General features: G+C 74.7%; 15 protein-coding genes. 10 read left to right on the forward strand and 5 right to left on the reverse strand.

Annotated features, from left to right (window positions below):
- Positions 1–185: 185 nt before the first annotated feature.
- The 9 genes from ACGF3A_RS02290 to ACGF3A_RS02330 all read left to right on the forward strand — a co-directional run bounded on the left by ACGF3A_RS02290 (position 186) and on the right by ACGF3A_RS02330 (position 14,946).
- A complete protein-coding gene (locus tag ACGF3A_RS02290; protein WP_393727110.1) occupies positions 186–1,589 on the forward strand; it encodes an MFS transporter in 1,404 nt (467 codons plus the stop codon).
- A 372-nt stretch (positions 1,590–1,961) separates the two neighbouring features.
- Complete coding sequence (locus tag ACGF3A_RS02295; protein ID WP_393724873.1) at positions 1,962–3,047, forward strand: pyridoxal-phosphate dependent enzyme; 1,086 nt, start codon at positions 1,962–1,964, stop codon at positions 3,045–3,047.
- Positions 3,044–4,330, forward strand: coding sequence for an MFS transporter (locus ACGF3A_RS02300; protein ID WP_393724875.1), 1,287 nt, complete (start codon positions 3,044–3,046; stop codon positions 4,328–4,330). The genes ACGF3A_RS02295 and ACGF3A_RS02300 overlap by 4 nt, the downstream gene beginning before the upstream one ends.
- An 85-nt stretch (positions 4,331–4,415) precedes the next feature.
- A complete protein-coding gene (locus tag ACGF3A_RS02305; RefSeq protein WP_393724877.1) occupies positions 4,416–5,489 on the forward strand; it encodes an ornithine cyclodeaminase family protein in 1,074 nt (357 codons plus the stop codon).
- A 9-nt stretch (positions 5,490–5,498) separates the two neighbouring features.
- Positions 5,499–6,353 (forward strand): class I SAM-dependent methyltransferase, encoded by an 855-nt coding sequence (locus ACGF3A_RS02310; protein ID WP_393724879.1) that lies wholly within the window; start codon positions 5,499–5,501, stop codon positions 6,351–6,353.
- Complete coding sequence (locus tag ACGF3A_RS02315; RefSeq protein ID WP_393724881.1) at positions 6,350–9,697, forward strand: amino acid adenylation domain-containing protein; 3,348 nt, start codon at positions 6,350–6,352, stop codon at positions 9,695–9,697. Before ACGF3A_RS02310 ends, ACGF3A_RS02315 begins: the two co-directional genes overlap by 4 nt.
- Positions 9,694–11,502 (forward strand): AMP-binding protein, encoded by a 1,809-nt coding sequence (locus ACGF3A_RS02320; protein ID WP_393724883.1) that lies wholly within the window; start codon positions 9,694–9,696, stop codon positions 11,500–11,502. Before ACGF3A_RS02315 ends, ACGF3A_RS02320 begins: the two co-directional genes overlap by 4 nt.
- Positions 11,499–14,141 (forward strand): M20/M25/M40 family metallo-hydrolase, encoded by a 2,643-nt coding sequence (locus ACGF3A_RS02325; protein ID WP_393724885.1) that lies wholly within the window; start codon positions 11,499–11,501, stop codon positions 14,139–14,141. Before ACGF3A_RS02320 ends, ACGF3A_RS02325 begins: the two co-directional genes overlap by 4 nt.
- A 61-nt stretch (positions 14,142–14,202) precedes the next feature.
- Positions 14,203–14,946, forward strand: a complete 744-nt coding sequence (locus ACGF3A_RS02330; protein WP_393724887.1) for a PH domain-containing protein — start codon at positions 14,203–14,205, stop codon at positions 14,944–14,946.
- On the opposite strand, the gene ACGF3A_RS02335 is transcribed toward ACGF3A_RS02330, so the two are convergent.
- The 5 genes from ACGF3A_RS02335 to ACGF3A_RS02355 form a co-directional block, all read right to left on the reverse strand.
- A complete protein-coding gene (locus ACGF3A_RS02335; RefSeq protein ID WP_393724889.1) occupies positions 14,943–17,012 on the reverse strand; it encodes an NACHT domain-containing protein in 2,070 nt (689 codons plus the stop codon). The genes ACGF3A_RS02330 and ACGF3A_RS02335 overlap by 4 nt on opposite strands.
- Before the next feature lie 83 nt (positions 17,013–17,095).
- Positions 17,096–17,935 (reverse strand): arylamine N-acetyltransferase, encoded by an 840-nt coding sequence (locus ACGF3A_RS02340; protein WP_393724891.1) that lies wholly within the window; start codon positions 17,933–17,935, stop codon positions 17,096–17,098.
- 60 nt (positions 17,936–17,995) lie between these two features.
- Entirely contained in the window at positions 17,996–19,705 is a 1,710-nt protein-coding gene (locus ACGF3A_RS02345) for a phospho-sugar mutase (protein ID WP_393724893.1), read from the reverse strand.
- Between the two features lie 34 nt (positions 19,706–19,739).
- Entirely contained in the window at positions 19,740–20,561 is an 822-nt protein-coding gene (locus ACGF3A_RS02350) for a purine-nucleoside phosphorylase (RefSeq protein ID WP_393724895.1), read from the reverse strand.
- Positions 20,562–20,805: 244 nt separating this feature from the next.
- The gene (locus tag ACGF3A_RS02355; protein ID WP_393724897.1) at positions 20,806–21,279 is read right to left on the reverse strand and encodes a VOC family protein; all 474 of its coding nucleotides are present in this window, start codon (positions 21,277–21,279) and stop codon (positions 20,806–20,808) included.
- A gap of 21 nt (positions 21,280–21,300) precedes the next feature.
- On the opposite strand from ACGF3A_RS02355, the gene ACGF3A_RS02360 reads away from it, so the two are divergent.
- Complete coding sequence (locus tag ACGF3A_RS02360) at positions 21,301–21,912, forward strand: CGNR zinc finger domain-containing protein (protein WP_393724899.1); 612 nt, start codon at positions 21,301–21,303, stop codon at positions 21,910–21,912.
- Positions 21,913–21,920 lie beyond the last annotated feature (8 nt).

Consider the following 21,920-nt stretch of genomic DNA (forward strand, 5'->3'; position numbering starts at 1 on the left):
CCCCACCTTAACGCAGTCAGGACTTGCGTTTGTGCGCACTCCTCCTTACAGTCTCCTAACGCAGTCGCCGACTGCGTTAGAGAGACGGATGATTGAGAGGGATTCCCATAGCCGCATCGCATGAGGTCGCAGGCGGACGGTCGAACCGGGCCGTGCTGCTCGCGGTGACCTGCCTCGGCCAGTTCATGGTCCTGCTCGACAACACGATCGTGGGAGCGGCGCTGCCCGACATGCAGCACCGGCTGCACACCCAGCTGACCGGTCTGCAATGGATCGTCGACGCGTACGTCCTGCTGGTCGCCATGCTGCTGCTGTCCGGCGGCATCTTCGCCGACCGGTTCGGCCGCAAGCGCGTGTACCTGACCGGCGTGGTGGTGTTCACCCTCGCGTCGGTGCTGTGCAGCCTCGCGCCCTCGGTCGGCTGGCTGGTCGCCGGTCGGGTGCTGCAGGGCGTCGGGGCCGCGGCGCTGAGCCCCGCCTCCCTGGCCCTGCTCGCCGCCGCCCATCCCGTGCCGCAGGAACGGATGAAGGCGATCGGGCTGTGGGCCGGATTCAGCGGAATCGGTCTGGCCGCCGGCCCCGTGGCGGGCGGCGTGCTGACGGACGCCTTCGGCTGGCCCGCCATCTTCCTGGTCAATCTGCCCATCGGCGTGGTCCTGCTGCTGGTCGGCCTGCGCACCCTTGAGGAGGCCCGCAATCCGGCCGCCCCCGCGATCGACGTCCCGGGGACGGTGCTGTCCGTCCTGACGGTGGGGGCGCTGACCTACGGCCTGATCGAGGGCGGTGCCCGCGGCTGGACGTCGCCGGTGATCCTGGGCAGCTTCGCCGCCGCGGCGGTCCTCCTCGCCGCCTTCCTCGCCGTCGAGGCGCGCCGCTCCGCGCCGATGCTGCCGCTGCGGCTGTTCCGGCAGCGGCTGTTCACCGTCTCCAACACCGCCATGGTCGTGGTGGGGTTCGCGCTGATGGGCTCGTCGTTCTTCTTCTCCCAGTTCTTCGTGTACGTCCAGGGCAGCTCGATCCTGCGCGCCGGGCTGCAGACCCTGCCGCTGTCCCTCGCCATGGTGATCGTCAGCCCGTTCGCGGGACGGCTGGCCGCCCGGTACGGGTTCCGCGGCGTGGCCACCACCGGCCTGACCCTGGCCGGTCTGGGGCTGCTGGCGCTCGGCATGGTGCACGCCGACACCGGCTACGGGAACGTGTGGTGGCGGATGGGCGTCGTCGGCACCGGCTTCGCGCTGGCCATGTCCCCGCTGACGGGAGCCGCCATCCAGGCCGTCAGCCCGCAGGAGGGCGGCCTCGCGTCGGGCATCAGCAGCACCACCCGGCAGATCGGCGCGGTGCTCGGCGTGGCGGTGCTCGGGGCCGTCGTCCGCGCCCGGCAGTCGGGCGGCGCCTCCTTCGAGGTCGGGCTCAACAGCGCCTTCCTCGCGGCCGGGGCCGTCACCCTGGTCACCGCCGTGTTCACCGGCCTGTGGCTGGCGAGGTCGGGGTCGGGGTCGGGTCCGGGGTCGGGGTCCAAGGCCGCGGAGGCTTCCGCGGCGCCGCGGGAGGGTGTTGAGGCCAAGGCCGATGCTCCGGGTCCCGTGTGACGTAGGCGGGGGGGCGGGGGCGGGATTCCGGACACTCTGGCTCTGGGGCTGTGATCGACCTTCGTTACCCGTGATTCGGGTGTGAAGAAAGGGGTGCGTGAGTCGTACTGGAGTCCGTGCAACTGGGGCAGAGCTGGCCAGTTGCGACCGGGCGCATTCCGGCCATCGGTGTCCGCATTCCGAAAAAAAGCGCTTGCTGGCTACGGTCCGTGTGTGCTTGTATATCGATCCGTAATCGAGAAATGCTGCGGAGATTGTCTGTCCAATCCTCGTGGCCGTGCTGTGCCAGTTTCCGGGTGGAGAGAAAAGCGGCACATCTCATTCCTCTGGATTTCCGGCGCGGAGACCTCAGTTGCGCCTAGGGGGGAATGGATGTCGTACGTCGAGCCTGCCCTCGCACCGGATTCCGGCAGGACCCCGCTCCGGCATCTGACCCTTCACCACCAGGGGAGAAAGCGGCGCCTCGGGCTGAAGCTGGAGGCGTGCGGGACGACCGGATCCGTGAAGGACCGCACCGCGCGAGGATTGCTGGACGCCCTTTCCCGTGAGCGCCCGATGGCCCCCGGCACGGTGATTGTGGAATCCACGTCCGGGAATCTCGGCCTCGCTCTCGCGCGCCTCGCGCCCCGGTTCGGCTGCGCGTTCCTCGCGGTCGTGGACCCCAAGACCCCGCCCGCCACCCGCAGGACGCTCGCGGACGGCGGGGCCCGCGTGGTGGTGGTCGAGCAGCCCGACGGCCAGGGCGGCTATCTGCTCAGCAGGCTGCGCGCCGTCCGCGACCTGTGCGCGGAGAACCCGCGGTACCGCTGGCCGAACCAGTACGAGAACCGGGCCTCCCCCGAGGTGCACCGCGTCACCACCGGCCCGGAGCTGACGCAGCAGGCGGGCCCGGAGCTCGGCGCGGTCTACGTCCCGGTCTCCACGGGCGGCACCTTCGCCGGGATCCACGCCCATCTGCGGGCCCACAGCCCCGGGGTGGCCGCCGTCGCCGTGGACCTGAAGGGCTCGCTGGCCGTCGGCGGCCGGGCCGGGCGCCGGCTGATCCCCGGCATCGGCGCGAGCCGCCCCTCGTCGTTCCTCGTCGGGACCTTCGCCGAGGATCCGCACGCCCGGGTGGCGCATGTGGACGACGCCGAGGCCATCGCCGTCTGCCGCATCCTCGCCGAGGACCTCGGGCTCGCCCTCGGCGGCTCCAGCGGCTGCGCGCTCCGCGCCCTGCTGGCCGATCTCGAACGGGACGCGGTGGGCGAGGGCCTGCCCGTCTGCCTGGCCGCCGACGGCGGCGCGAAGTACCGCGACACGCTCTACTCCGACGTCTGGGCCGCCGAGCAGGGCGTCGCGGGGGAGATCGCGGACGCGGCGCGGCGGCTGCGCGCCGACGGCCTCCGCTTCTCCCTGCCCGCCCCGCGAGGGGCCACCGCCCACCCCCCACAGCCCCAGGAGCCCCGCCGCACATGAGCGCGACCGCCGCACCGGAACCCCACGGGGACGGTCACGGAGTCCGGCGGTTCCTGCCGCTGGTGCAGACCGCGACCCTCATCGAGTGGACGGGCACGGGCCTGTTCCTCGCCGTCTCGACCATCTACTTCGTCAAGGTCGTCCACCTCAGCACCTCTTCCGTCGGCACCGGGCTGACCACGGGCGGCGCCGTCGCGCTCGTCGCCGCGCTGCCCGTGGCCCGGCTGGCGGCGCGGTTCGGGCCCAGGGCCGTGCTCAGCGGCGTGATGCTGCTGCGCGCCGCCGCCACGCTCGGCTATCTGTGGGTGGACGGCTGGTGGAGCTTCCTGCTGGTGATCTCCGCCGTCGCGCTCACCGAGCAGTCCTCGCCGCCGCTGGTCCAGGCGTACGTCGGCGCCCGTACGCCCGAGAGCCTGCGGGCCAAGGTGATGGCCGTGCAGCGCACCGTCGTCAACGTCGGCATCAGCCTGGGCGGGCTGATCGCGGGCGCCGCGCTCGGCTCGGGCTCACCGGACGCCTTCCGGCCGCTGCTCATCGGCGGCGCGTGCGCGTACGTCCTGGTCGCAGCGGTGTTCGCGCTCGCGCGCGGCGAGGCGGGCGGCACGGCCGTGGAGCGCCCGGGGGTGGCCCGGCTCCTCAAGGACCGCCCGCTGCTGGGCTTCACGGCGTACAACGCGCTGCTGTCGCTGTGGATGCCGGTGCTCAACGTCGCCTTCCCGCTCTGGCTCGTCACCGCCACCGACGTCCCCGAGCGCCACGTCGGCGTGCTCTACGCGGTCAACACCGTGCTGTGCATCGCCCTCCAGTACCCCCTCAACTGGTTCTACCGCACGACCCGCAGGGCCTGGTTCTCCTACGGCGGCTCCGCGCTGCTGCTCGCCGCCTCGGCCGTGGCGTTCGCCGCCGCCGCCACCTCCGGCCTCGGGCGTACGGGCGCGCTGCTCGCGCTCTGCGGCGCCGTCGTGCTGCTCTCCTTCGCCGAGCTGCTCCAGGTCGGCGCCTCCTGGACGCTCTCCTTCGCCCTCGCGCCCGAGGAGGAGCGCAGCGCGTACCTCGTGCTGTTCAACACCAGCCGCACCGTGGCCAACCGGGTCGCCGGGCCCGTGCTGATGACCGGGGTCGTGCTCGCGCTGGGCACCGCCGGATGGCTCGTGCTCGCCGGTGCGCTCGTGCTCGCCGCGCTCGTGCCGGTGGCGGTGCTGCGGCGCACGGGAAGACCCGGGCCGCCGCGCGGCGACGACGGCCCGCGCCCGGTCGCCGCCGGGACGGCGCGCACCGGCTGACCCCGCCCCTGCTCCTGCCCCCGCCCCCGCTCTCCTCTCCGCTGCCCTTGCCCCCTCCTCCCCAGACCAAGGAGCCGTGTCAGCCGTGGACTTCGAGCGATACCCCGACAGCCGATTCCGTCATCTCACCCGTGCCGACGTCGTCGAGGCCGCGCGCGGCGTGGACCTCGTGGCCACCGTCGCCGACGCGCTGCGCGCCCACACCGCGGGGCGCACGGTGCTGCCCGAGGAGGCGTACCTCGGCTGGACCACCCCCGAGGGCGACGCGGCCCGGCTGCTGGCCATGCCGGGCGCGTTCACCGGGAGCGGCGAGGACGGGAGCGGGCCGCCCGTCGTCGGCCTCAAGACGATCAACGCCTCGCTGGGCAACCCGGCCCGGGGCATCCCGCGTTCGCAGGGCTTCACGCTGCTCCTCGACCCGGAGACGGCCCGGCCCGTCGCGCTGATGGAGGCCGCGTACATCAGCGCGATGCGCACCGCCGCCGTCACCGCGCTGGCCGTCCGGCACCTCGCGGTGGAGGCGCCGCGCCGCCTCGCGCTGCTGGGCTGCGGCGCGCTCGCGCAGGCCCACGTGCGGCTGCTGCTGGAGACGGTGCCGACGCTGCGGCACGTCGTGCTGTACGACGTGGAGGCGGGGCGCGCGAAGGAGCTGGCGGCCTCCGTGCCCACCGCGAGCGTCACCGCGTCCGTCGCCGGGAGCGCGCGCGAGGCGGTGCGCGACGCCGAACTCGTCGTCCCCGTCACCACGGTCACCGAGGGCTACATCGAGCCGGACTGGCTGCGGCCCGGCGCCCTCGTCTGCCACGTCTCGCTGGACGACCTCACCGAGGCGGCCGTCCTCGCCGCCGACACGGTGGTGGTGGACGACTGGCACCTCGTACGGGACGACCCGCGCCGTCTGCTCGGCCGGATGCACCGCGCCGGGACCCTCCTCGGGCCGGACGGCGCCCCGCGCGAGGGCGTCACCGCGCGGCCCGGCGCCCGCAGGGTCGACGCGACGCTCGGCGAGGTGCTCGCGGGGGAGCACCCGGGGCGTACGCGCGAGGACGAGACCGTCGTCAGCAATCCGTTCGGCATGTCGGTGCTCGATGTCGCCGTCGCGGACCGTGTCCGCCTCCAGGCCGAGGCCGCCGGCCTCGGCACCCCCCTCTCGCTCTGAGGTGACCGCATGACGATCGACCCGCACACCGATGCGCACATCGATGCGCACGTCCAGGAGATCAACACCGCGATGTGGTCGAACGGCGAGTACCGCCACGTCGCCGACCTGCTGCGCCCCGGCGCCGTCGAGCTCGTCGAACGGCTCGCGCCCGCGCCCGGCACCCGCCACCTCGACGTGGCCACGGGCAACGGGAACGTGGCCCTGCTCACCGCCCTGCGCGGCTGCGCCGTGGACGGGCTCGACCTGACCGACGAGTTCTTCCCCGACGCGCGGCAGCGCTTCGCCGAGGCGTCCGTCACCGTCGGGCTGCACCGGGGCGACGCGCAGCGGCTGCCGTTCCCCGACGCCTCGTTCGACCTGGTCACGTCCACGTACGGGGTGCAGTTCGCGCCCGACCACGCCGCGGCGGCGGGGGAGATGGCCCGGGTGCTGCGCCCCGGCGGCCGGGTCGGGATGTGCAACTGGACGGCGCGGAGCTGGACCGCGCACTTCCAGGAGATCCTCTCCGCGTACTTCCCCTCGCCCAACGGGCACCAGGGGCAGCCCATGCTCTGGGGCTCGGAGGACCATCTCGCGGAGCTGTTCGGCCCCGGCTGCACGGTGCGGGGCGAACGCCGGGAGCTGTTCTACCCGTTCGCGACCGCCGAGGACCTCGTCGCGTTCTTCGAGGAGTGCTTCGGGCCCTGCATCACCGCGAAGAACACGATCTCGCCCGCCTCCCGCTGGCGCGAACTGCGCGCGGAGATGGTCGAGATGACCGAGGAGTTCCACACGACGGACGAGCGGGGCACGGGCGTGCCCGTCGAGTATCTGCTCGCCGTCGTGGAGAAGGCCCCGGAGAAGGAGGGGGAAGCGCCGTGACCGGACGTCTCGCCCTCCCGGAGAGCTACGCCCCGCTGCCGCTCGCGCCGGGCGCCCGCGAGCGCGCCCGCGCCGCCGCGCTCACCCGCACCGAGCCCTACGCGCTCCGCGACGGCGTGCACGCCTACGTCCAGCGGCACGCCGCCGCGCACCCGGACCGTACGGCGGTCGAGGACACCGGCGACGGGCCGTACGCACGCACCCTGACCTACGCCGAGCTCGACCGCCGTGCCCGCGCCGCAGCGGCGGGGCTGGCGGGCCAGGGCGTGGGCGCGGGCCAGGTCGTCGCCGTCGGCGGGCGGCGCGGCGCCGACGTGATCACCGCGTTCCTCGCGCTGGAGCTGCTGGGCGCCGTCTATCTCCCGGTGGACGCCGACTGGCCCGCCGCCCGTGCCGAGTCCCTCCTCGCCGACAGCGGCGCCGCCCTCCTGCTCACCACGGGCGGCCCGGAGCACACCGCCGAGCTGGAGAAGGGGGCCCGCGCCGCGGGCGTACGGACGGAGCCGCTGGACCGGATCGCCGGGGACACCTCGCGGCTCTACGCACGCGGGACGCCGCCGGGGCCCGACGAGGTCCGCTACGTCCTCTACACCTCGGGATCCACGGGACGCCCCAAGGGCGCCGTCGTCGAGCACCGGGGCATGCTCAACCACCTGTGGGCCAAGGCCGACGACCTCGCGCTGAGCGCCGGCGACCGGCTGGCGCAGACCGCTCCGCTGGGCTTCGACATCTCCGTGTGGCAGATGCTCGCACCGCTGCTCGTCGGCGGCCGGACGCAGATCTACGACGACGAGCGGGCCCAGGACGGCGGCGCGCTGCTCGACACGGTGCTGCGCACAGGCACCACCGTGCTGGAGGTCGTGCCGACCCTGATCCGCGCGCTGCTGGACATGCGCGAGGGCACGGACGCCGGGTCGCTGCGCTGGATGATCGCCACGGGTGAGGAGCTGCCGCCGCAGGTCGCGCGGCGCTGGATCGCGGCGTTCCCGGACGTGGGCCTGCTCAACGCGTACGGGCCCACCGAGTGTTCGGACGATGTGACGCACGCCGTGCTGGAGACCCCGGGACCCGAGGTGCGGCACCTCCCGATCGGGACGCCGGTCGGCAACGCCGCGCTGTACGTGCTGCGGGCCGACGAAGCGGCGGACGGTTGGCAGGCGTGCGCGCACGGCGAGACCGGCGAACTCTTCGTCGGCGGGCCCGTGGTGGGCCGCGGCTATCTCGGCGACCCGGACCGCACCGCGCGGGCCTTCTTCGCCGACCCGTTCGAGGAGGGCGGGCGGCTCTACCGTACGGGCGACGCCGTGCGCGTACGGCCCGACGGGCAGCTGGAGTACCTCGGCAGGATCGACCGCCAGGTCAAGATCGGCGGCGTGCGCATGGAGCTGGCCGAGATCGAGGCCGTGCTCGGCGCCCACCCGGCGGTGTCGGGCTGCGCGGTCACCGTCCACACGCCCGACGACGGCGGAGCGCTGGTCTCCCGCGAGAGCGCCCACGCCCCGGCGGCGGCCGGACCGCCCCGGCTGGTCGCCTACGTCGAGGGCACGGGCGTGGACGGTGCCGTGGACGGCGACGCGCTGCGGGCGCATCTCGCCGAGCGGCTGCCCGCCGCGATGGTGCCGCAGACCTTCGTGCCGCTGCCCCGGCTGCCCCTCACCCGTAACGGCAAGGTCGACCACCGGGCCCTCCCGGCCCCGCCGCGCCGCGAACGCCCCCGCGGCCTCGCGTACGAACCGCCGCGCGGCGAGGCCGAGTCGGGGATCGCCGACGCGCTCGCCCGGGTGCTGGGCGTGGGCCGGGTGGGGCGCGGCGACGCGTTCCTCGCCCTCGGCGGCGACTCGCTGCTGGCGATGCGGCTGCTGGCGGAGCTGCGCCGCGCGGGCTCCCGCGCGGGCCTGCGCGACGTGCTGCGCGACGGCTCTCCGGCCGCGCTCGCGGCGTACGGCTGGGAGCCGGGGCCCGGCCCGGAGCCTCGGCAGGTGGAGGAGCCCGGCGGGACCCGCGCCCGGCCCCTCACCCCGCAGCAGGCGGGCGTCTACTTCCACTGGCGCCTCGACCCGGACAGCCCGTACTACAGCTACCAGGGCGCCCTGGAGATGGACGGCCCGCTGGACCTGCCCCGCCTCGCGCGGGCCTGGGGCGTGCTGCTCGCCGAGAACCCGCTGCTGCTCGCCCGGTTCACCGAGACGGAGACCGAGGAGGAGGGCGCGGACGGCGAGGGCGTCCTGCACCACTACCCGTACTGGGACGTGCCGCTGCCCGGCGCGGCGCGCGAGGTGACGGCCGAGGCGTTCCGCGCGCTGGCCGCCGAGGAGGCCGCGCGCCCCTTCGGCCTGGAGGACGAACCGGCCCTGCGCGCGCACCTGTTCCGGCTCCCCGACGGGCAGCACCGGCTGCTGGTCACCATGCACGAGCTGTTGCTCGACGGCTGGGGCGCGACAGTCCTCTTCCAGCGCCTGGCCGAGCTGTACGAGTCGCGCACGGGGCGCCCCGACCCCGAGCGCGCCACGCGCTACGACCGCTATCTCGACCACCACCGGCGGCTGCTGGCCTCGGACGAGGTCGCGGCGGCGGGCGCGTACTGGGACCGGGAGCTGGCGGGCGAGCTGCCCGTCCTCCAGATCGCGCGGAAGCAGCGCCCGGCCGCGCCCGGTTACCGGGGGGAGAGCGTCGAGGCCGTGCTCGACGAGGCGGCGTCGGCCCGGCTGGGCGAGGCGGCGCGCGCCGCGTCCGCGACCGCCTTCGTCCCGCTGCTCGCGGCCTACGCGCTGGCGCTGAGCTACTACGGCGACGCGGACGAGGTGATCGTCGGCGCCCCCATGGCCGACCGGGAGCGCCCCGAGGCCGCCGAGGTGCCCGCGTTCATGCTCGCGATGCTGCCGCTGCGGCTGCGCGTCGCGCCGGACAGCACGCTGGCCGCCTTCACGGAGCAGGTGCGGGAGACGGTCTACGCGGCGTACGAGGCCGCCGACCACCCCTTCGGCTGGACCCTGCGCCGCCTGCGGGCCGCCTCGCGCAGCTCGTCCGCGACGCCCGTCTTCCAGACGATGCTCAACATGCTGCCGTACCCGGCGCGCGGCACCACGGCGGGCGGCGTCACCTTCCGCTTCCTCGAACTCGACACCGGATACACGAAGTACGACTGCGCGCTGTACGTACAGCCGCACGGCACGGGTCAGTTGCTGCTCCAGTTCGCCTACCAGTGCGAACTGCTCGACGAGAGCGCGGCGCACGACGTCCTGGAGTCCACCCTCATCGCGCTGCGGGCCCTGACCGACCCCGCCCGCGCCGCGCGCACCACAGTCCGCGCACTCGACCTGCTGCCCGGAGGCGATCCCTCATGACGGAGCGACCCACTCTCACCGACCTCTTCGCCGCGCAGGTGGCGGAGCGGCCCGACGCCGTCGCCGTACGCCACAGCGGCGGCACCCTCACCTACCGCGCGCTCGACGAGTGGAGCGGCGCACTGGCCGCCCGGCTCGCCGCCAGGGGCGCGGGCCCCGGCTCCCTCGTGGCGCTCGCCGTCGACCGGGGCCCGGCGGCGCTCGCCGGGGTGCTGGCCGTGCTGCGGACCGGCGCCGCCTACCTGGGCCTCGACCCCGCGATCCCCGTACGGCGGCAGCGCCGCATGGTGCAGGAGGCGGGTCCGGACCTGGTGCTGGCGGAGCCGGGGCTCGACCAGTTCCCGACGCTGGACGTGCCGCGCGTGCGGCTCGTCGCGCGGGAGGAGCTGGCCGAAGGGCCAGGCGAAGGGACTCCGTACGAGGGCCCGTTCGCCCCTCCCGCCGACGGCGATCTCTTCCATCTCGTCTACACCTCGGGCACCACGGGTAACCCCAAGGGCGTGCGGATCAGCCACCGTTCCGTCCGCGGGCGCCTGGAGTGGATGTGGGCCGACCACCCCTTCCCGGCGGACGCGGTGCTGGCCGTGCAGAAGTCCGTGGCGCTCGTCGCCTCGCCCTGGGAGCTGCTCGGCGGGCTGCTGCGCGGCGTGCCCTCCGTCGTGCTCAGCGGCGACGAGGTGCTCGACCCCGCGCTGTTCGCCGCCGCCGTCGCCCGCGAGCGGATCACCCATCTCTTCCTCACCCCGCACCTCCTCGCCGGGCTGCTGGAGGAGAGCGCGAAGCTGCCCGCCGGCGGTCACGCGCCGGTGCTGGTCACCAGCGGCGCCGACGCGCTGCCCGTCGCCACCGTGCGGCTCTTCCGCGAGGTCTGGCCGCAGGCCCGGCTGCTGAACCTGTACGGGATGACGGAGACGGCCTCCAACGTCGGCGCGTACGACACCGCCGCGCTGCCCGCCGACGCCGCGCGCGTGCCCGTCGGCGCGGCCGTCGCGGGCGCCACGCTCACCGTGCGCGACCGGCTCGGGCGGCGGCTGCCCCAGGGCACGCCCGGCGAGGTGTGGGTCGCGGGCCCGCCGCTCGCGCTCGGCTACCTCGGCGGCGACGACGAGGACCGGTTCACCACCGACGCCGACGGCGTGCGCCACTACCGCACGGGCGACCGGGGCCGCGTGCTGCCGGGTGGCGCACTGGAGATCACCGGCCGCGCCGACAACCAGATCAAGGTGCGGGGCTACCGCGTGGAGCTGGAGGAGATCGAGTCCACGCTGCGCAAGGCGCCCGGCGTCCAGGAGGCCGGGGTCTACGCCGAGGAGGCGCCCGGCGCCGACGGCGAACCGCGGATCATCGCCTGCGTGACCGCGCCGGACGAGGAGGAGACCGACGCCGCCGCGCTGCGCGCCCGCCTCCGCGAGCGCCTGCCGGACTACATGGTGCCCGCCGACGTCCGCCGGGTCCCCCGGCTGCCCCTGGGCGCCAACGGCAAGCTGGACCGCGCGGCGCTGCGCTCCCTCGCCGAGCGCGCCGAACGGCGCCCCGAGGCCGCCTTCCGGCCCGCCGACGAGGTGGAGAGCGCCGTCGCCGCCGCCTGGCAGACGCTGCTCGGCGCCCCGCCGGAGTCGGCCGACCACAACTTCTTCGACGCCGGGGGGCATTCGCTGCTCGCCGTACGCCTCGCCGCCCGGCTGGAGAAGACCGCGGGGAGGCGCGTCCCGCTCCGGCGGATCCTCAGCGCGCCCACCGTCGCCGGAATCGCCGCCCTCTGCCACGAGGCACGGGCGCAGCAGACAGCAGAGGGGAACGCATGACGGAGACCTGGCTCAGACACGTCGGCACCCGCGAGGGGCGGCTCCCCGGCGGCACGCTCGCCGTCTGCTTCCCGCCGACGGGCGCGCACGGCGCGACGTTCGCCGACTGGCGCGGCGCGCTCCCCGCCGACACCTCCCTCGCCCTGGTCACCCCGCCGGGGCGCGGGCACCGCATCGACGAGGAGGCCGTCACGGACGTCGCGGCGTACGCCGAATCCGTCGCAGCGGAGCTGCGCGAACAGGCCCCCGGCACGCGGCTGGTACTCATCGGCGTCAGCCTGGGCGCGCTGCTGGCGTACGAGACGGCGCGCCGTCTGCTGGACGGCGGGACGCCGGTGGCGCGGCTGTGCGCGGTCGCCGGTCAGGCCCCGTGCGACGTGGGAGGCGGGCGCGCAGAGGTGACCCTCGACGACGCGCGGGCCTTCGTCCGGGACACGGCCCTGACCGACCCCGAGCTGCTGGCGGACCCCGACTTCGAGGAGGTCCTGCTGCCCCCGGTCCTCGCCGACCTGCGGCTGGCCGCCGCGTACGACGGGAGCGGGGCCCCCGCGCTGCCGGTCGAGCTGATCGCGGTGCACGCGACGGACGACCCGCACGTCCCGGAGCCGGACGTCCGCCGCTGGACCGCGTACACGACATCGCGCAGCGCCGTACTCCCCGTGCCGGGCGGCCACTACGCCCACCAGGAGAACCCCCAGGCGGCCCTCACGACCTGCCTGGACCCGCTGCCGGGTGCGGATGGAGACGGGCGGCCCGGCGACGGCGGCGGGGCCGGTGGCGGGAGACCTGCCGATGGCGGCAGACCCGGCGGCCCCCGCGGTTCCGGCGGTCCCGGCGGGCCTGGCGGCCCCGCCAGCCCGGGCGGGGGCGGTAGGGAGCGGAGCCCCGGCGGGGTCGGCCGAGCCGTGTTGTCCGTGCCTGGTGAGGATCCCGCCGACGGCGGCTCCGGCGGTCCCGGCGGGGATGCGGGACCCGGCAGGTACGGCACCGGACAGGAGGGCGCCCCGGACGGCAGTCCTGGCCCGTACCGCGACGGCGCCGACGGCGGTCGTACGCGCCGTTCGGTCCTCGGTACCGGCGCGGCTGTCGCCGCCGGGCTCGTCGCGTCCTCGGCCGCCGCGACGGCGACGGCCCCGAAGGCCACGGCGGCCCCCGGGGGCGCGGCGGCTCCGAAGGTCGCTGCCGCGCCCGTTCCGCCCGGTGGCGGGTCCTTCGGCGGTGATCCCACCGATCCCCTCGCGCTCGCCGTCGCGATGGTCCGGCACGACACGAGCAACCCCGGGGACGGCGCGGTGACGCTGCCCCACGCCCGTATGCTCCGGGGCCTCTTCGAGGGGGCGGGTGTCCGTACGGAGATCGTGCCGACGCCGAAGAAGGACAACGTCCACTTCTTCGCGCGGGTCCCGGCGCACGGCGAGCCCCGCGCGAAGCCGCTCGTCCTGCTCGGCCACTCGGACGTCGTGCCCGCGACGGGCGACACGTGGGAGAAGGAGCCCTTCGCCGGGCTCGTCGAGGACGGCAGGCTCTACGGGCGCGGGGCGCTCGACATGAAGGGCGTCAACGCCTCGTTCGTCGCCGCGCTGCTGCGCCACGTGAAGGACGGCGCGCGCTTCGACCGCGACATCGTCTTCTGGTCCGACTGCGACGAGGAGCAGGGCCCGCACGGCGTGCGCTGGCTCCTCGGCGAGCAGCCGGAGCGCGCCGAGGCGGGCGCGGTGCTCACCGAGGGCGGCTGGGTGCTGGACCAGCAGGGCGGCCAGGGCGGCCAGGGTGGACAGGGCGCGGGGAAGGCGATGATCGCGACCCTCACCTGCAACGACAAGCGCTCGATCGGGCTGCGCGTGACGGCGTCCTCGTACGCCACGCACACCTCGAAGCCGTTCCGGGGCCAGGCCCTGGTGCGGCTCGGACACGTGCTGGAGCTGCTCGACGGCTGGCGCCCGCACATCCGCCCCAACGCCCTGTCCCGCCGCTACTTCGCGGAGCTGGCCGAGGCCACCGACGACCGGGCCTTCGGCCGGGCGATCCGCGCGATGCTGGAGGCCAGGACGGAGCAGGCGCGGGACCGCGCGGGCGAGGAGGTGGTGCGCCTGAGCGCCACCCCGGAGCTGCACCACGCGATGCTCCGCTCCACCACCGCGTTCACCGGTTCCCGCGCGGGCTACTACCCGAGCATCGTCCCCGGCACGGCCACCGCCGAACTCCGGGTCGCCTTCCTCCCCGGCGGCGACGACCCGGGCCGTACGGTCGCCGAGCTGCGCGCCCTCATCGGCGACCGGGCGGAGCTGAGCGTGGTCTCCAAGCCGGGCGAGACGGAGAAGCAGACGGTCGAGCAGCTCCGCAGGGACCTGTCCGTACGGGACTCGTCCACGGACACCGACGTCTTCCGCGCCTGGCAGCGCGCGGTGCGCCGCACCCACCCCGGCGTCCGCGCCACGGCCTGCCAGTTCGAGGCGTCGACGAGCGCCGTGCCGTTCCGCGAGAAGGGCGTCCCGGTCTACGGGATCTATCCGTTCACGGTGACCCGCGAGATGACCCGCCGCATGCACGGCACCGACGAGTACATCTCCGTGGAGGCCCTGCGCCACGGCACGGAGACGGTCCACGCGCTGCTGGGGGAGCTGCGCCGCCGCCCGTGAGGTGAGGGTCCTCACACCCCGCCAGGGCCCACCCGGCGGGGCTTCGGGCAGAATCGGCGGTATGAGCGAGGACGCAGAGAACGGCGAGGGGCGGCGCGAGGACGGGCCGCCGGAGCCACCGGCGCCGGAGTCGGAACCGGCGCCGGAGACCGAGCCGGAGCAGAAGTTCGCCGACCGGTGCTACCGGTCGCCCGCCGCGATGGCGGGCGGCGTGGTGCTGCTGGCGCTGGGCGTCTGGCTCGTCGGGGACGCCGTGCTCAGCGGTGACGGCCGTACGCCCCTCACCGCGCTCGCGGCGCTGGTGTGCGCCGCGCCGCTCGTCATCGCGTTCACCCTGCGCCCCGCCGTGTACGCGGGGGACACGCGGATGCGGATCCGCAACCCGTTCCGGACGATCACCGTGCCGTGGGGCGCCGTCGAGTCCGTACGGGCCGGGTACTCCAGCGAGGTCGTCGCCGACGGCACCAAGTACCAGCTCTGGGCGATCCCGGTCTCGCTCCGCGCCCGGAAGAAGGCCAACCGGCACAACGAGCGCATCGCCTCGGGCCAGGGCCCGGCGCCCCGCCCCGGCGGCGTCTTCGGCCTCGGGGGCCGCGCCGTCCCGGAGGTCGTGCCGAACCCCGCCGACCTGTCCGACAAGCGGGCCCCCTCCGACCAGGCCGTCGACGAGCTGCGCGAGCTGCTGGACCAGCACGCCGAGAGCGAGGCGGCGCAGGGCGGCGTCGCGGTGCGCTGGGCGTACGAGGTCGTGGGCCCGGCCCTCGTCGGCGCCATCGCCCTGGCCGTGCTGCTCGCCACGGGTTAGGAGGCGGGCTCCGGCTCTCGGTCCGCCGGTCCCGCCGGTCCGCTTCTCGCGAGCCAGTCCTGGAGCTCGCGGTGGCGGAACTGGTACGCGAATCCCTCCACGCGCAGGATGCCCGCTTCGCAGTTCCAGTCGAGGAACGCGCCCAGCCGAGGAGGCAGCAGGCGGCTCGTCTCGGACTTGAACCCGAGGTAGCGCAGCCAGCCGGGGGCGTAGTGGCTCAACGCCGGCAGTGTCGTGAGCGTGATGCCGTAGGCGAAGCCCACGCTGGAGTCCATCACGTCCGAGGCGATCGCCCCGAACGCCAGCGAGGCGCTGGCCGCCATGGCCAGGGCGTAGCGCAGCTCGGCGCGCAGCGGGTCACGCGGTCCGGTGAGGGTGGCCTGCGGATGGTCCCCGATCGGTCTGCTGGCCCACCAGACGGGGATCGGCGCGAAATAGCCGAACAGGATGGCCCCGTACAGCGCCGGCTGATCGCGCAGCCCGTCCCACAGGTAGAGGGCGAGCGAGGCCGTCCAGAAGAGCACCGGGACGACGAACCGCCAGTCGGGCAGGCGACCCCAGTGGAGCTGGCGCGGCACGGGCCTGCGGCGGGCGGTGGTGACCTGGGGCAGCCACACGTACCACAGCACCGCGGCCAGCGCGGCGAACGAGGTCAGATCCTGCGGAAGGTACAGGCCGAGCCTTCGGGCCAGCATGATCGAGCCGAGGAAGACGAGGGCCTGGAGGAGGCCCTCCGCGACGCCCGGGTCCGCGCGGCCGAGCCGCCAGAGACGGTGCAGGACAAGGTCCGTCTCTGCGACCACCTCGTCCTCGGCGTCCCGCCCGTTCCCGCTGGCCGGGGCGTTTCCGGGGCGGCTGCTCTCCCGCATGCGCCGCGCGAGCAGGGCGAGCTGCCGCTCGACCCGCTCGGGGTCGCGCCGCCGCCTGTGCGCCCGGGCCTGGTGACGGTTGAACGACGCGGCTGCCACGCGGGTGTAGAGGCCGAGCAGATGGTCGTGAACCTCGGCCGGAGCCATGGCGAGCAGGTCGTCCGGGGAGCGCAGGGGGCTGTGGTGCTCGTCCTTCTCGGTGTACGCGGTGATGAGCAGGGACATCAGCAGCGGGGTGCGCAGCACGGCGGCGAGTCCTCGCGGAGTGCCGCTCCAGGTGAGAGCCCCGGCGACGCCGCGCCATTCGGGCAGCCAGTCCCCGGAGTCGTCCTCCAGGCCGCTCTGACGGAGGAATTCGAGCTGCTGCTCGCTGTCGAGCGGCTGGAGCGTGACGGTGGTGGCCTGGCGCAGCCGCTCCTTCGCCGCCAGCTCGGCGTAGCGCTTCCTGCGGCATACCACTACGAGCGGTGCCCGGCCTGTCCTTCCGCCGTAGCCCTCGTTGAGCTGCCTCAGCGCCTCCAGCGCGCGGGACTCCCGGGCGGGGACATCGGGCGGATCCATCTCGTCCAGCCCGTCGAGGATCGGCAGGACGAGCCTGTTGTCGAGCAGCTCGCGCGCGTCGGGCCTGGAGGGGGTGAGGCCGGACGCCGTCAGATGGTCGGTGAGCCACTCCTCCAGCGTGCGCCGGGTGTTCCAGGTGGACAGCGAGACGCGTACGGGGACCGGCTGCCCCTCCTGCCATCCCGCCATGAGGTACGCCATGAGCTGGGTGGCGGCGACGGTCTTGCCCGAGCCGGGTTCGCCGAGGATCACCAGGCGGTGCCGCCCCGCCGGCAGCCCTTGGAAGCAACTGCCGAGCGGCTCCGTCACGGTCCGCGGGGTACGGCCGGAGACCCGGTAGCCGACCGGGACGACGTTGTCGGATCCCGCGAACCAGCCCTGTGGCGCCTGGTAGAGGCGCTCGTCGACCTCGTTCTTGAAGTCGGCCAGGCGGCGCAGCCTGTCCGACCGCCTGGCCCGGCGGGTGTCGATGATCGTGTAGACGGTGAGGCCCAGCGCCAACAGCGCGGTCAGCGAGATCCCCATCGCGTCCGCCAGCGCCGAGTCCCTCACGAACGAGGTGCTGCTCGCCGCGACCCAGGCGGCCCCCACGGCGAGGAAGAAGACGAGCAGGAGCCACCACGCCCTGTCTCGCACGGCCCTCCTGGGCTGCCTCATGCCTCCCGAAGTCTGATGCACGGCAAGGGAGTTGACAACCCGGGCGCGCCGGTGCGCCGGGTCTACGGCACGAGCGCCGTCAGCCTGCTCACCAGCAGCTCCGCCTCGTCCCGGGCGACGCGGATGTCGAAGACGTCGGCGAGCAGCTTGGGCACCTCGTCCGCCCGGACCGTCTCCTTGACCGGCTCCCGGCCGGGGCGCTCGGTCGTCCAGACGAGCGCGTCGAGCTGGTCGAGGCGGTCGGTGCGGAGGCGCTGGACGAAGGGGCGGATGACGAACGGGGAGCGCGCGTTCGAGGCCACGAAGTGGTTTCCCACCGCGTAGTCCACCGGGTACTGCGGGTTCTCGGTGAAGATGTGGCGGCGCAGCCGCTTCTCCGGGTCGTCCGGCTGCTCGTAGAGCGCCCAGCCGGGGTCGGCGCCGACGACCGCCTCGTGCCGCAGTTCGTACGACCGCCCGTCGTCGGCCGTCAGCCGGGCGCCGTCCCTGAGCTCGATGGGGGCCAGCGGGCTGGCGCCGAAGCCGATGTCGGTCAGCCAGCGGACGCCGTCCAGCTCGACGAGGAGCATCGCGTGCGTCGCGGGGCGGGGGTTGTCGGCGCCCATCTGGATACGGCCGGAGACGGCGGTGAAGCGGAAGCCGAGCTTCTCCAGGGCCGCGGCGTAGAGCGTCGCGTGCTCGTAGCAGTAACCCCCGCGGCCCTGGCGGAGCAGCTTCTCCTGGACCGTCGGCAGGTCGAGGCGGACCTCGTGGTGGAGGAAGCTGTCGAGCGTGTCCCAGCGGACGGTCAGGACGTGCGCCCGGTGCACGGCGCGCAGGGTCTCCAGCGTCGGGGAACGGTCGCCCTCGTGTCCGAGGTGGGCGAGATAGGCGTCGAGGTCGAGTTGCTCGCTGCTCCACATGTGCGGGACAACCTCCCGTCCCCGACGCCTATTCCGCCCCAGCCGTAGCGGGCGCGGGCCTCAGGGGGCCGGGACCCCCGCCGCCTCCGCCAGGTCCCGCTTCACGGCGGCGAGCACGTCCGCCGCCAGCGCCCGCGCGTCCCGCAGCCCGTCGGCGCCGTCCACCGGCACCACGACCTCCAGGTAGCACTTGAGCTTGGGCTCCGTGCCGCTCGGGCGCGCGACCACGCGCCCGGAGCCGATGCCGCGCTCCGCGTCGCCCGCCAGGTGGTAGCGCAGGCCGTCGGTCGGGGGCAGGCTCTCCGAGCCCTCGCTGAGGTCCTCGGCCCGCTCCACGCGCAGCCCCGCGAGCGTCCGCGGCGGGTTCCCGCGCAGCCGCACCATGGCGTCGGCGATGAGCGACAGGTCCTCGACGCGCACCGAGAGCTGGTCGGTGGCGTGGACGCCGTACTCGACATCGATGTCGTCGAGCAGTTCGCCCAGCGTCCGCCCCGCCTGCTTGAGCTCGGCGGCCAGTTCGGCGACGAGCAGCGCCGCGGTGACGCCGTCCTTGTCGCGGACGCCGTCGGGGTCCACGGCGTAGCCGAGCGCCTCCTCGTAGCCGTAGCGCAGACCGTCCACGCGGGCGAGCCACTTGAAGCCGGTCAGCGTCTCCTCGTACGGCAGCCCGGCCGCGCGGGCGATGCGGGAGAGCAGCGACGAGGAGACGATCGTCGTCGCGAACGTGCCCCGCGCCCGCTTGTGGATCAGGTGCGTGGCCAGCAGCGCGCCCACCTGGTCGCCGCGGAGCATCCGCCACCCGGCCTCGGACTCCGGGTCGGGGACGGCGACGGCGCAGCGGTCCGCGTCCGGGTCGTTCGCGAGGATCACGTCGGGCGGCCCGCCCGCCATCTCGCGCGCCGTGGCGAACGCGAGGTCCATCGCGCCGGGCTCCTCCGGGTTGGGGAACGCGACGGTGGGGAAGTCCGGGTCGGGCTCGGCCTGCGCGGCCACCGGCACCGGCGAGGGGAAGCCCGCGCGCTCGAACGCGAGCCGCACCGTGCGGGAGCCGACGCCGTGCATCGCCGTGTGCACCGTACGCAAATCGCGCGGCGAGCCCTCGGTGAGGACGGCGCCGGTACGGGCGAGATACGCGTCGAGCAGGTCCTCGCCCAGCACCTCCCAGCCGGAGCCGGGGCGCGGCACCCCGGCGAGCGGGCCGACGGCGGCGATGTCGGCGGCGATCTCCGCGTCGACGGGCGGCACGATCTGCGTACGGTCGCCGAGATAGACCTTGTACCCGTTGTCCCGCGGCGGGTTGTGGCTGGCCGTGACCATGATCCCGGCGGCGGCGCCCAGATGCCCGATGGCGTACGCCAGCACCGGCGTCGGCAGCGGCTCCGGCAGCAGCGCGGCCCGCAGTCCGGCGCCGACCATCACGGCGGCGGTGTCGCGCGCGAAGTCGAGGCTCTTGTACCGGGCGTCGTAGCCGATCACGACGAGGCCGTCGCTCCGCGCCGTACGGCGCAGATACGCGGCGATCCCGGCCGCGGCGCGCACGACCACGGCGCGGTTCATCCGCATCGGCCCCGCGCCCAGCTCGCCCCGGAGCCCGGCCGTGCCGAACTGCAGGGTGCCGGAGAAGCGGTCGCGCAGCTCGTCCAGCGCCTCCGCCTCGATGAGTTTCGCCAGCTCCTCGCGGGTCTCCGGGTCGGGGTCCTCGGCCAGCCAGGTGCGGGCCGCCTGGATGACGTGGTCAGCGCCGGTCGAGTCGGTCGCGTCGGTGGTCACGTCGGTCACCTCTCGTAGTGGGGGAGTGCCGGGCTCAGACCCGCTCCAGGACCTGTGCGAGGAGCGCCCCCATCCGCGTGGCGGAGTCCTTGCCCGCCTGGAGGACCTCCTCGTGGTTGAGCGGCTCGCCCGTCATCCCGGCGGCCAGGTTCGTCACGAGGGAGACGCCGAGCACCTCGGCCCCCGCCTCGCGCGCCGCGATGGCCTCCAGGACGGTGGACATGCCCACGAGGTCTCCGCCGATGGTGCGCAGGAAACCGATCTCGGCGGGCGTCTCGTAGTGCGGCCCGGGGAGCTGGACGTAGACGCCCTCCTCCAGGGAGGGGTCGATCTCCTGGCAGAGCGTGCGCAGCCGGGGCGAGTAGAGGTCGGTGAGGTCGACGAAGTTTGCGCCGACGATGGGCGAGGTGGCCGTGAGGTTGATGTGGTCGCTGATGAGCACCGGCTGACCGGGGCGCATGCCCGCGCGGAGCCCGCCGCAGCCGTTCGTCAGCACGACGGTCTTGCAGCCCGCGGCGACGGCGGTCCGCACGCCGTGCGCGACGGCGGCGACCCCGCGCCCCTCGTAGTAGTGCGTACGGCCGAGGAAGACGAGCGCGCGCTTGTCGCCGATCCGGTGCGAGCGGATGGTCCCGGAGTGGCCCGCGACGGCGGGGGGCGGGAAGCCGGGCAGCTCGGTCACCGCGAACTCGTGCTCGGGCTCGCCGAGCGCGTCCGCTGCGGGCACCCAGCCCGAGCCCATCACGAGGGCGACGTCATGGCTGTCGGCCCCGGTCAGCTCCCGCAACCGCGCGGCGGCGGCGTCGGCGGAACGGTACGGGTCGTCGTCGGTGTGCGTAGTGGGAGATGCGTTCACGCGACGAGCGTAGCCCGTCTCGGCCTACGCGCGTAGACGGCAGCGCCAAGTCCGGACGATACGACAGGGGCCCCCGCGGCCCGGTCGGACGATCACCCGGGGCTCTCCGGGCGCCCCTTCAGGGGCGCGGGGAACTGCGCGACAAGCCACGACGAAACCGGACGCCCGCGAGGCACAGCCGGGGCACCCCCTGCCCGGGGCCCGGAAAGAGGGCACGGGCAAGGGACGGCGGCCCCCCGAAGGGCTACGCCGCGCAGAACTCGTTGCCCTCCGGGTCGCGCATCACGAACCAGCGGCCCGCCGGGCCCTGGTCGACCTCGCGGACGCGGGTGGCGCCCAGCTTCTCCAGGCGGTCGACGAGCGCGTCCGTGTCCTCGGGTCCCTCGGGGCCGTCCGGGCCCGCGTGCACATCGACGTGGAGCCGGTTCTTGACGGTCTTCTCCTCCGGCACGTCCTGGAAGAGGAGGCGACGCCCCTTGCCGACCCCGCTCGCCTCGTCGAACGGGTCCTCCGGGTGCCGGATCCCCGCGAGGCCCCGGAAGATCTTCCGGCCCCCGTGCTCGGCGACCAGCTCCTCGCCGATGTGCCCCGCCGCGAGGAGCTGTCCGATGAGGGGGCTCGGGTCCTCCACCTCGTACCCGAGCGCGGCCGCCCAGAAGTCCGCGAGGGCGGGGGCGTCCTGGGAGTCGATGACCAGTTTCCAGTTCAGTGCCGTCATGTAACTGGTTATACTAGTTACATGGACTCGACGGCAAGCACCGGGGCAGCGGGCCCCGGGATCCTGATGCGTCCCTTCACCGGCGCGCCCTTCCGCTTCGACCCCGGCGCGCTCAGCCTGGAGCTGCTGACGACCGGCGGCCCGGGCCCGTACAGGCGGTTCGAGATGCTGCACGGCCCCGCCGACCTCGCCGCGTGGGCCGAGCGCTCCCGGCTGACGCCGACGCCCGTGCTGGACATCGCGGAGAGCGAGGTCGCCGCCGCACGGGAGCTGCGCGACGCCCTCTTCCGCGCCGCCACGGCCCGCGCGGGCGGCGCGGAGCCGTCCGCCGCCGACGTGGCCGTGCTCAACGGCGCGGCGGCGCACCCCCCGCTCGTCCCCGTCCTCGCGGCGGACGGCGCGGAGCGGCACTGGGCCGTGCCCGCCGACGGCACCGCGCTGCTCGCGACGGTCGCGCGCGACGCGGTCGAGCTCCTGACCGGCCCGTACGCGCACCGCGTCCGGGTCTGCTCCGGCGAGAACTGCGCGCTGGTCTACGTGGACACCTCGCGCCCCGGCCGCCGCCGCTGGTGCTCGATGGAGCGCTGCGGCAACCGCCACAAGGTCAGAGCCCTGCGCGAACGCCGTGCGTAGACTCCGCC

The sequence above is a fragment of the Streptomyces sp. NPDC048172 genome (assembly GCF_043202595.1).
In the GTDB taxonomy this organism is placed as follows: Bacteria; Actinomycetota; Actinomycetes; order Streptomycetales; family Streptomycetaceae; genus Streptomyces.

Coding starts and splice junctions, on each gene's coding strand:
- ACGF3A_RS02290 (WP_393727110.1), top strand. CDS start 186: ATGGTCCTGCTCGACAACACGATCGTGGGAGCGGCGCTGCCCGACATG.
- ACGF3A_RS02295 (WP_393724873.1), top strand. CDS start 1,962: ATGTCGTACGTCGAGCCTGCCCTCGCACCGGATTCCGGCAGGACCCCG.
- ACGF3A_RS02300 (WP_393724875.1), top strand. CDS start 3,044: ATGAGCGCGACCGCCGCACCGGAACCCCACGGGGACGGTCACGGAGTC.
- ACGF3A_RS02310 (WP_393724879.1), top strand. CDS start 5,499: ATGACGATCGACCCGCACACCGATGCGCACATCGATGCGCACGTCCAG.
- ACGF3A_RS02320 (WP_393724883.1), top strand. CDS start 9,694: ATGACGGAGCGACCCACTCTCACCGACCTCTTCGCCGCGCAGGTGGCG.
- ACGF3A_RS02325 (WP_393724885.1), top strand. CDS start 11,499: ATGACGGAGACCTGGCTCAGACACGTCGGCACCCGCGAGGGGCGGCTC.
- ACGF3A_RS02330 (WP_393724887.1), top strand. CDS start 14,203: ATGAGCGAGGACGCAGAGAACGGCGAGGGGCGGCGCGAGGACGGGCCG.
- ACGF3A_RS02340 (WP_393724891.1), bottom strand. CDS start 17,935: ATGTGGAGCAGCGAGCAACTCGACCTCGACGCCTATCTCGCCCACCTC.
- ACGF3A_RS02355 (WP_393724897.1), bottom strand. CDS start 21,279: ATGACGGCACTGAACTGGAAACTGGTCATCGACTCCCAGGACGCCCCC.
- ACGF3A_RS02360 (WP_393724899.1), top strand. CDS start 21,301: ATGGACTCGACGGCAAGCACCGGGGCAGCGGGCCCCGGGATCCTGATG.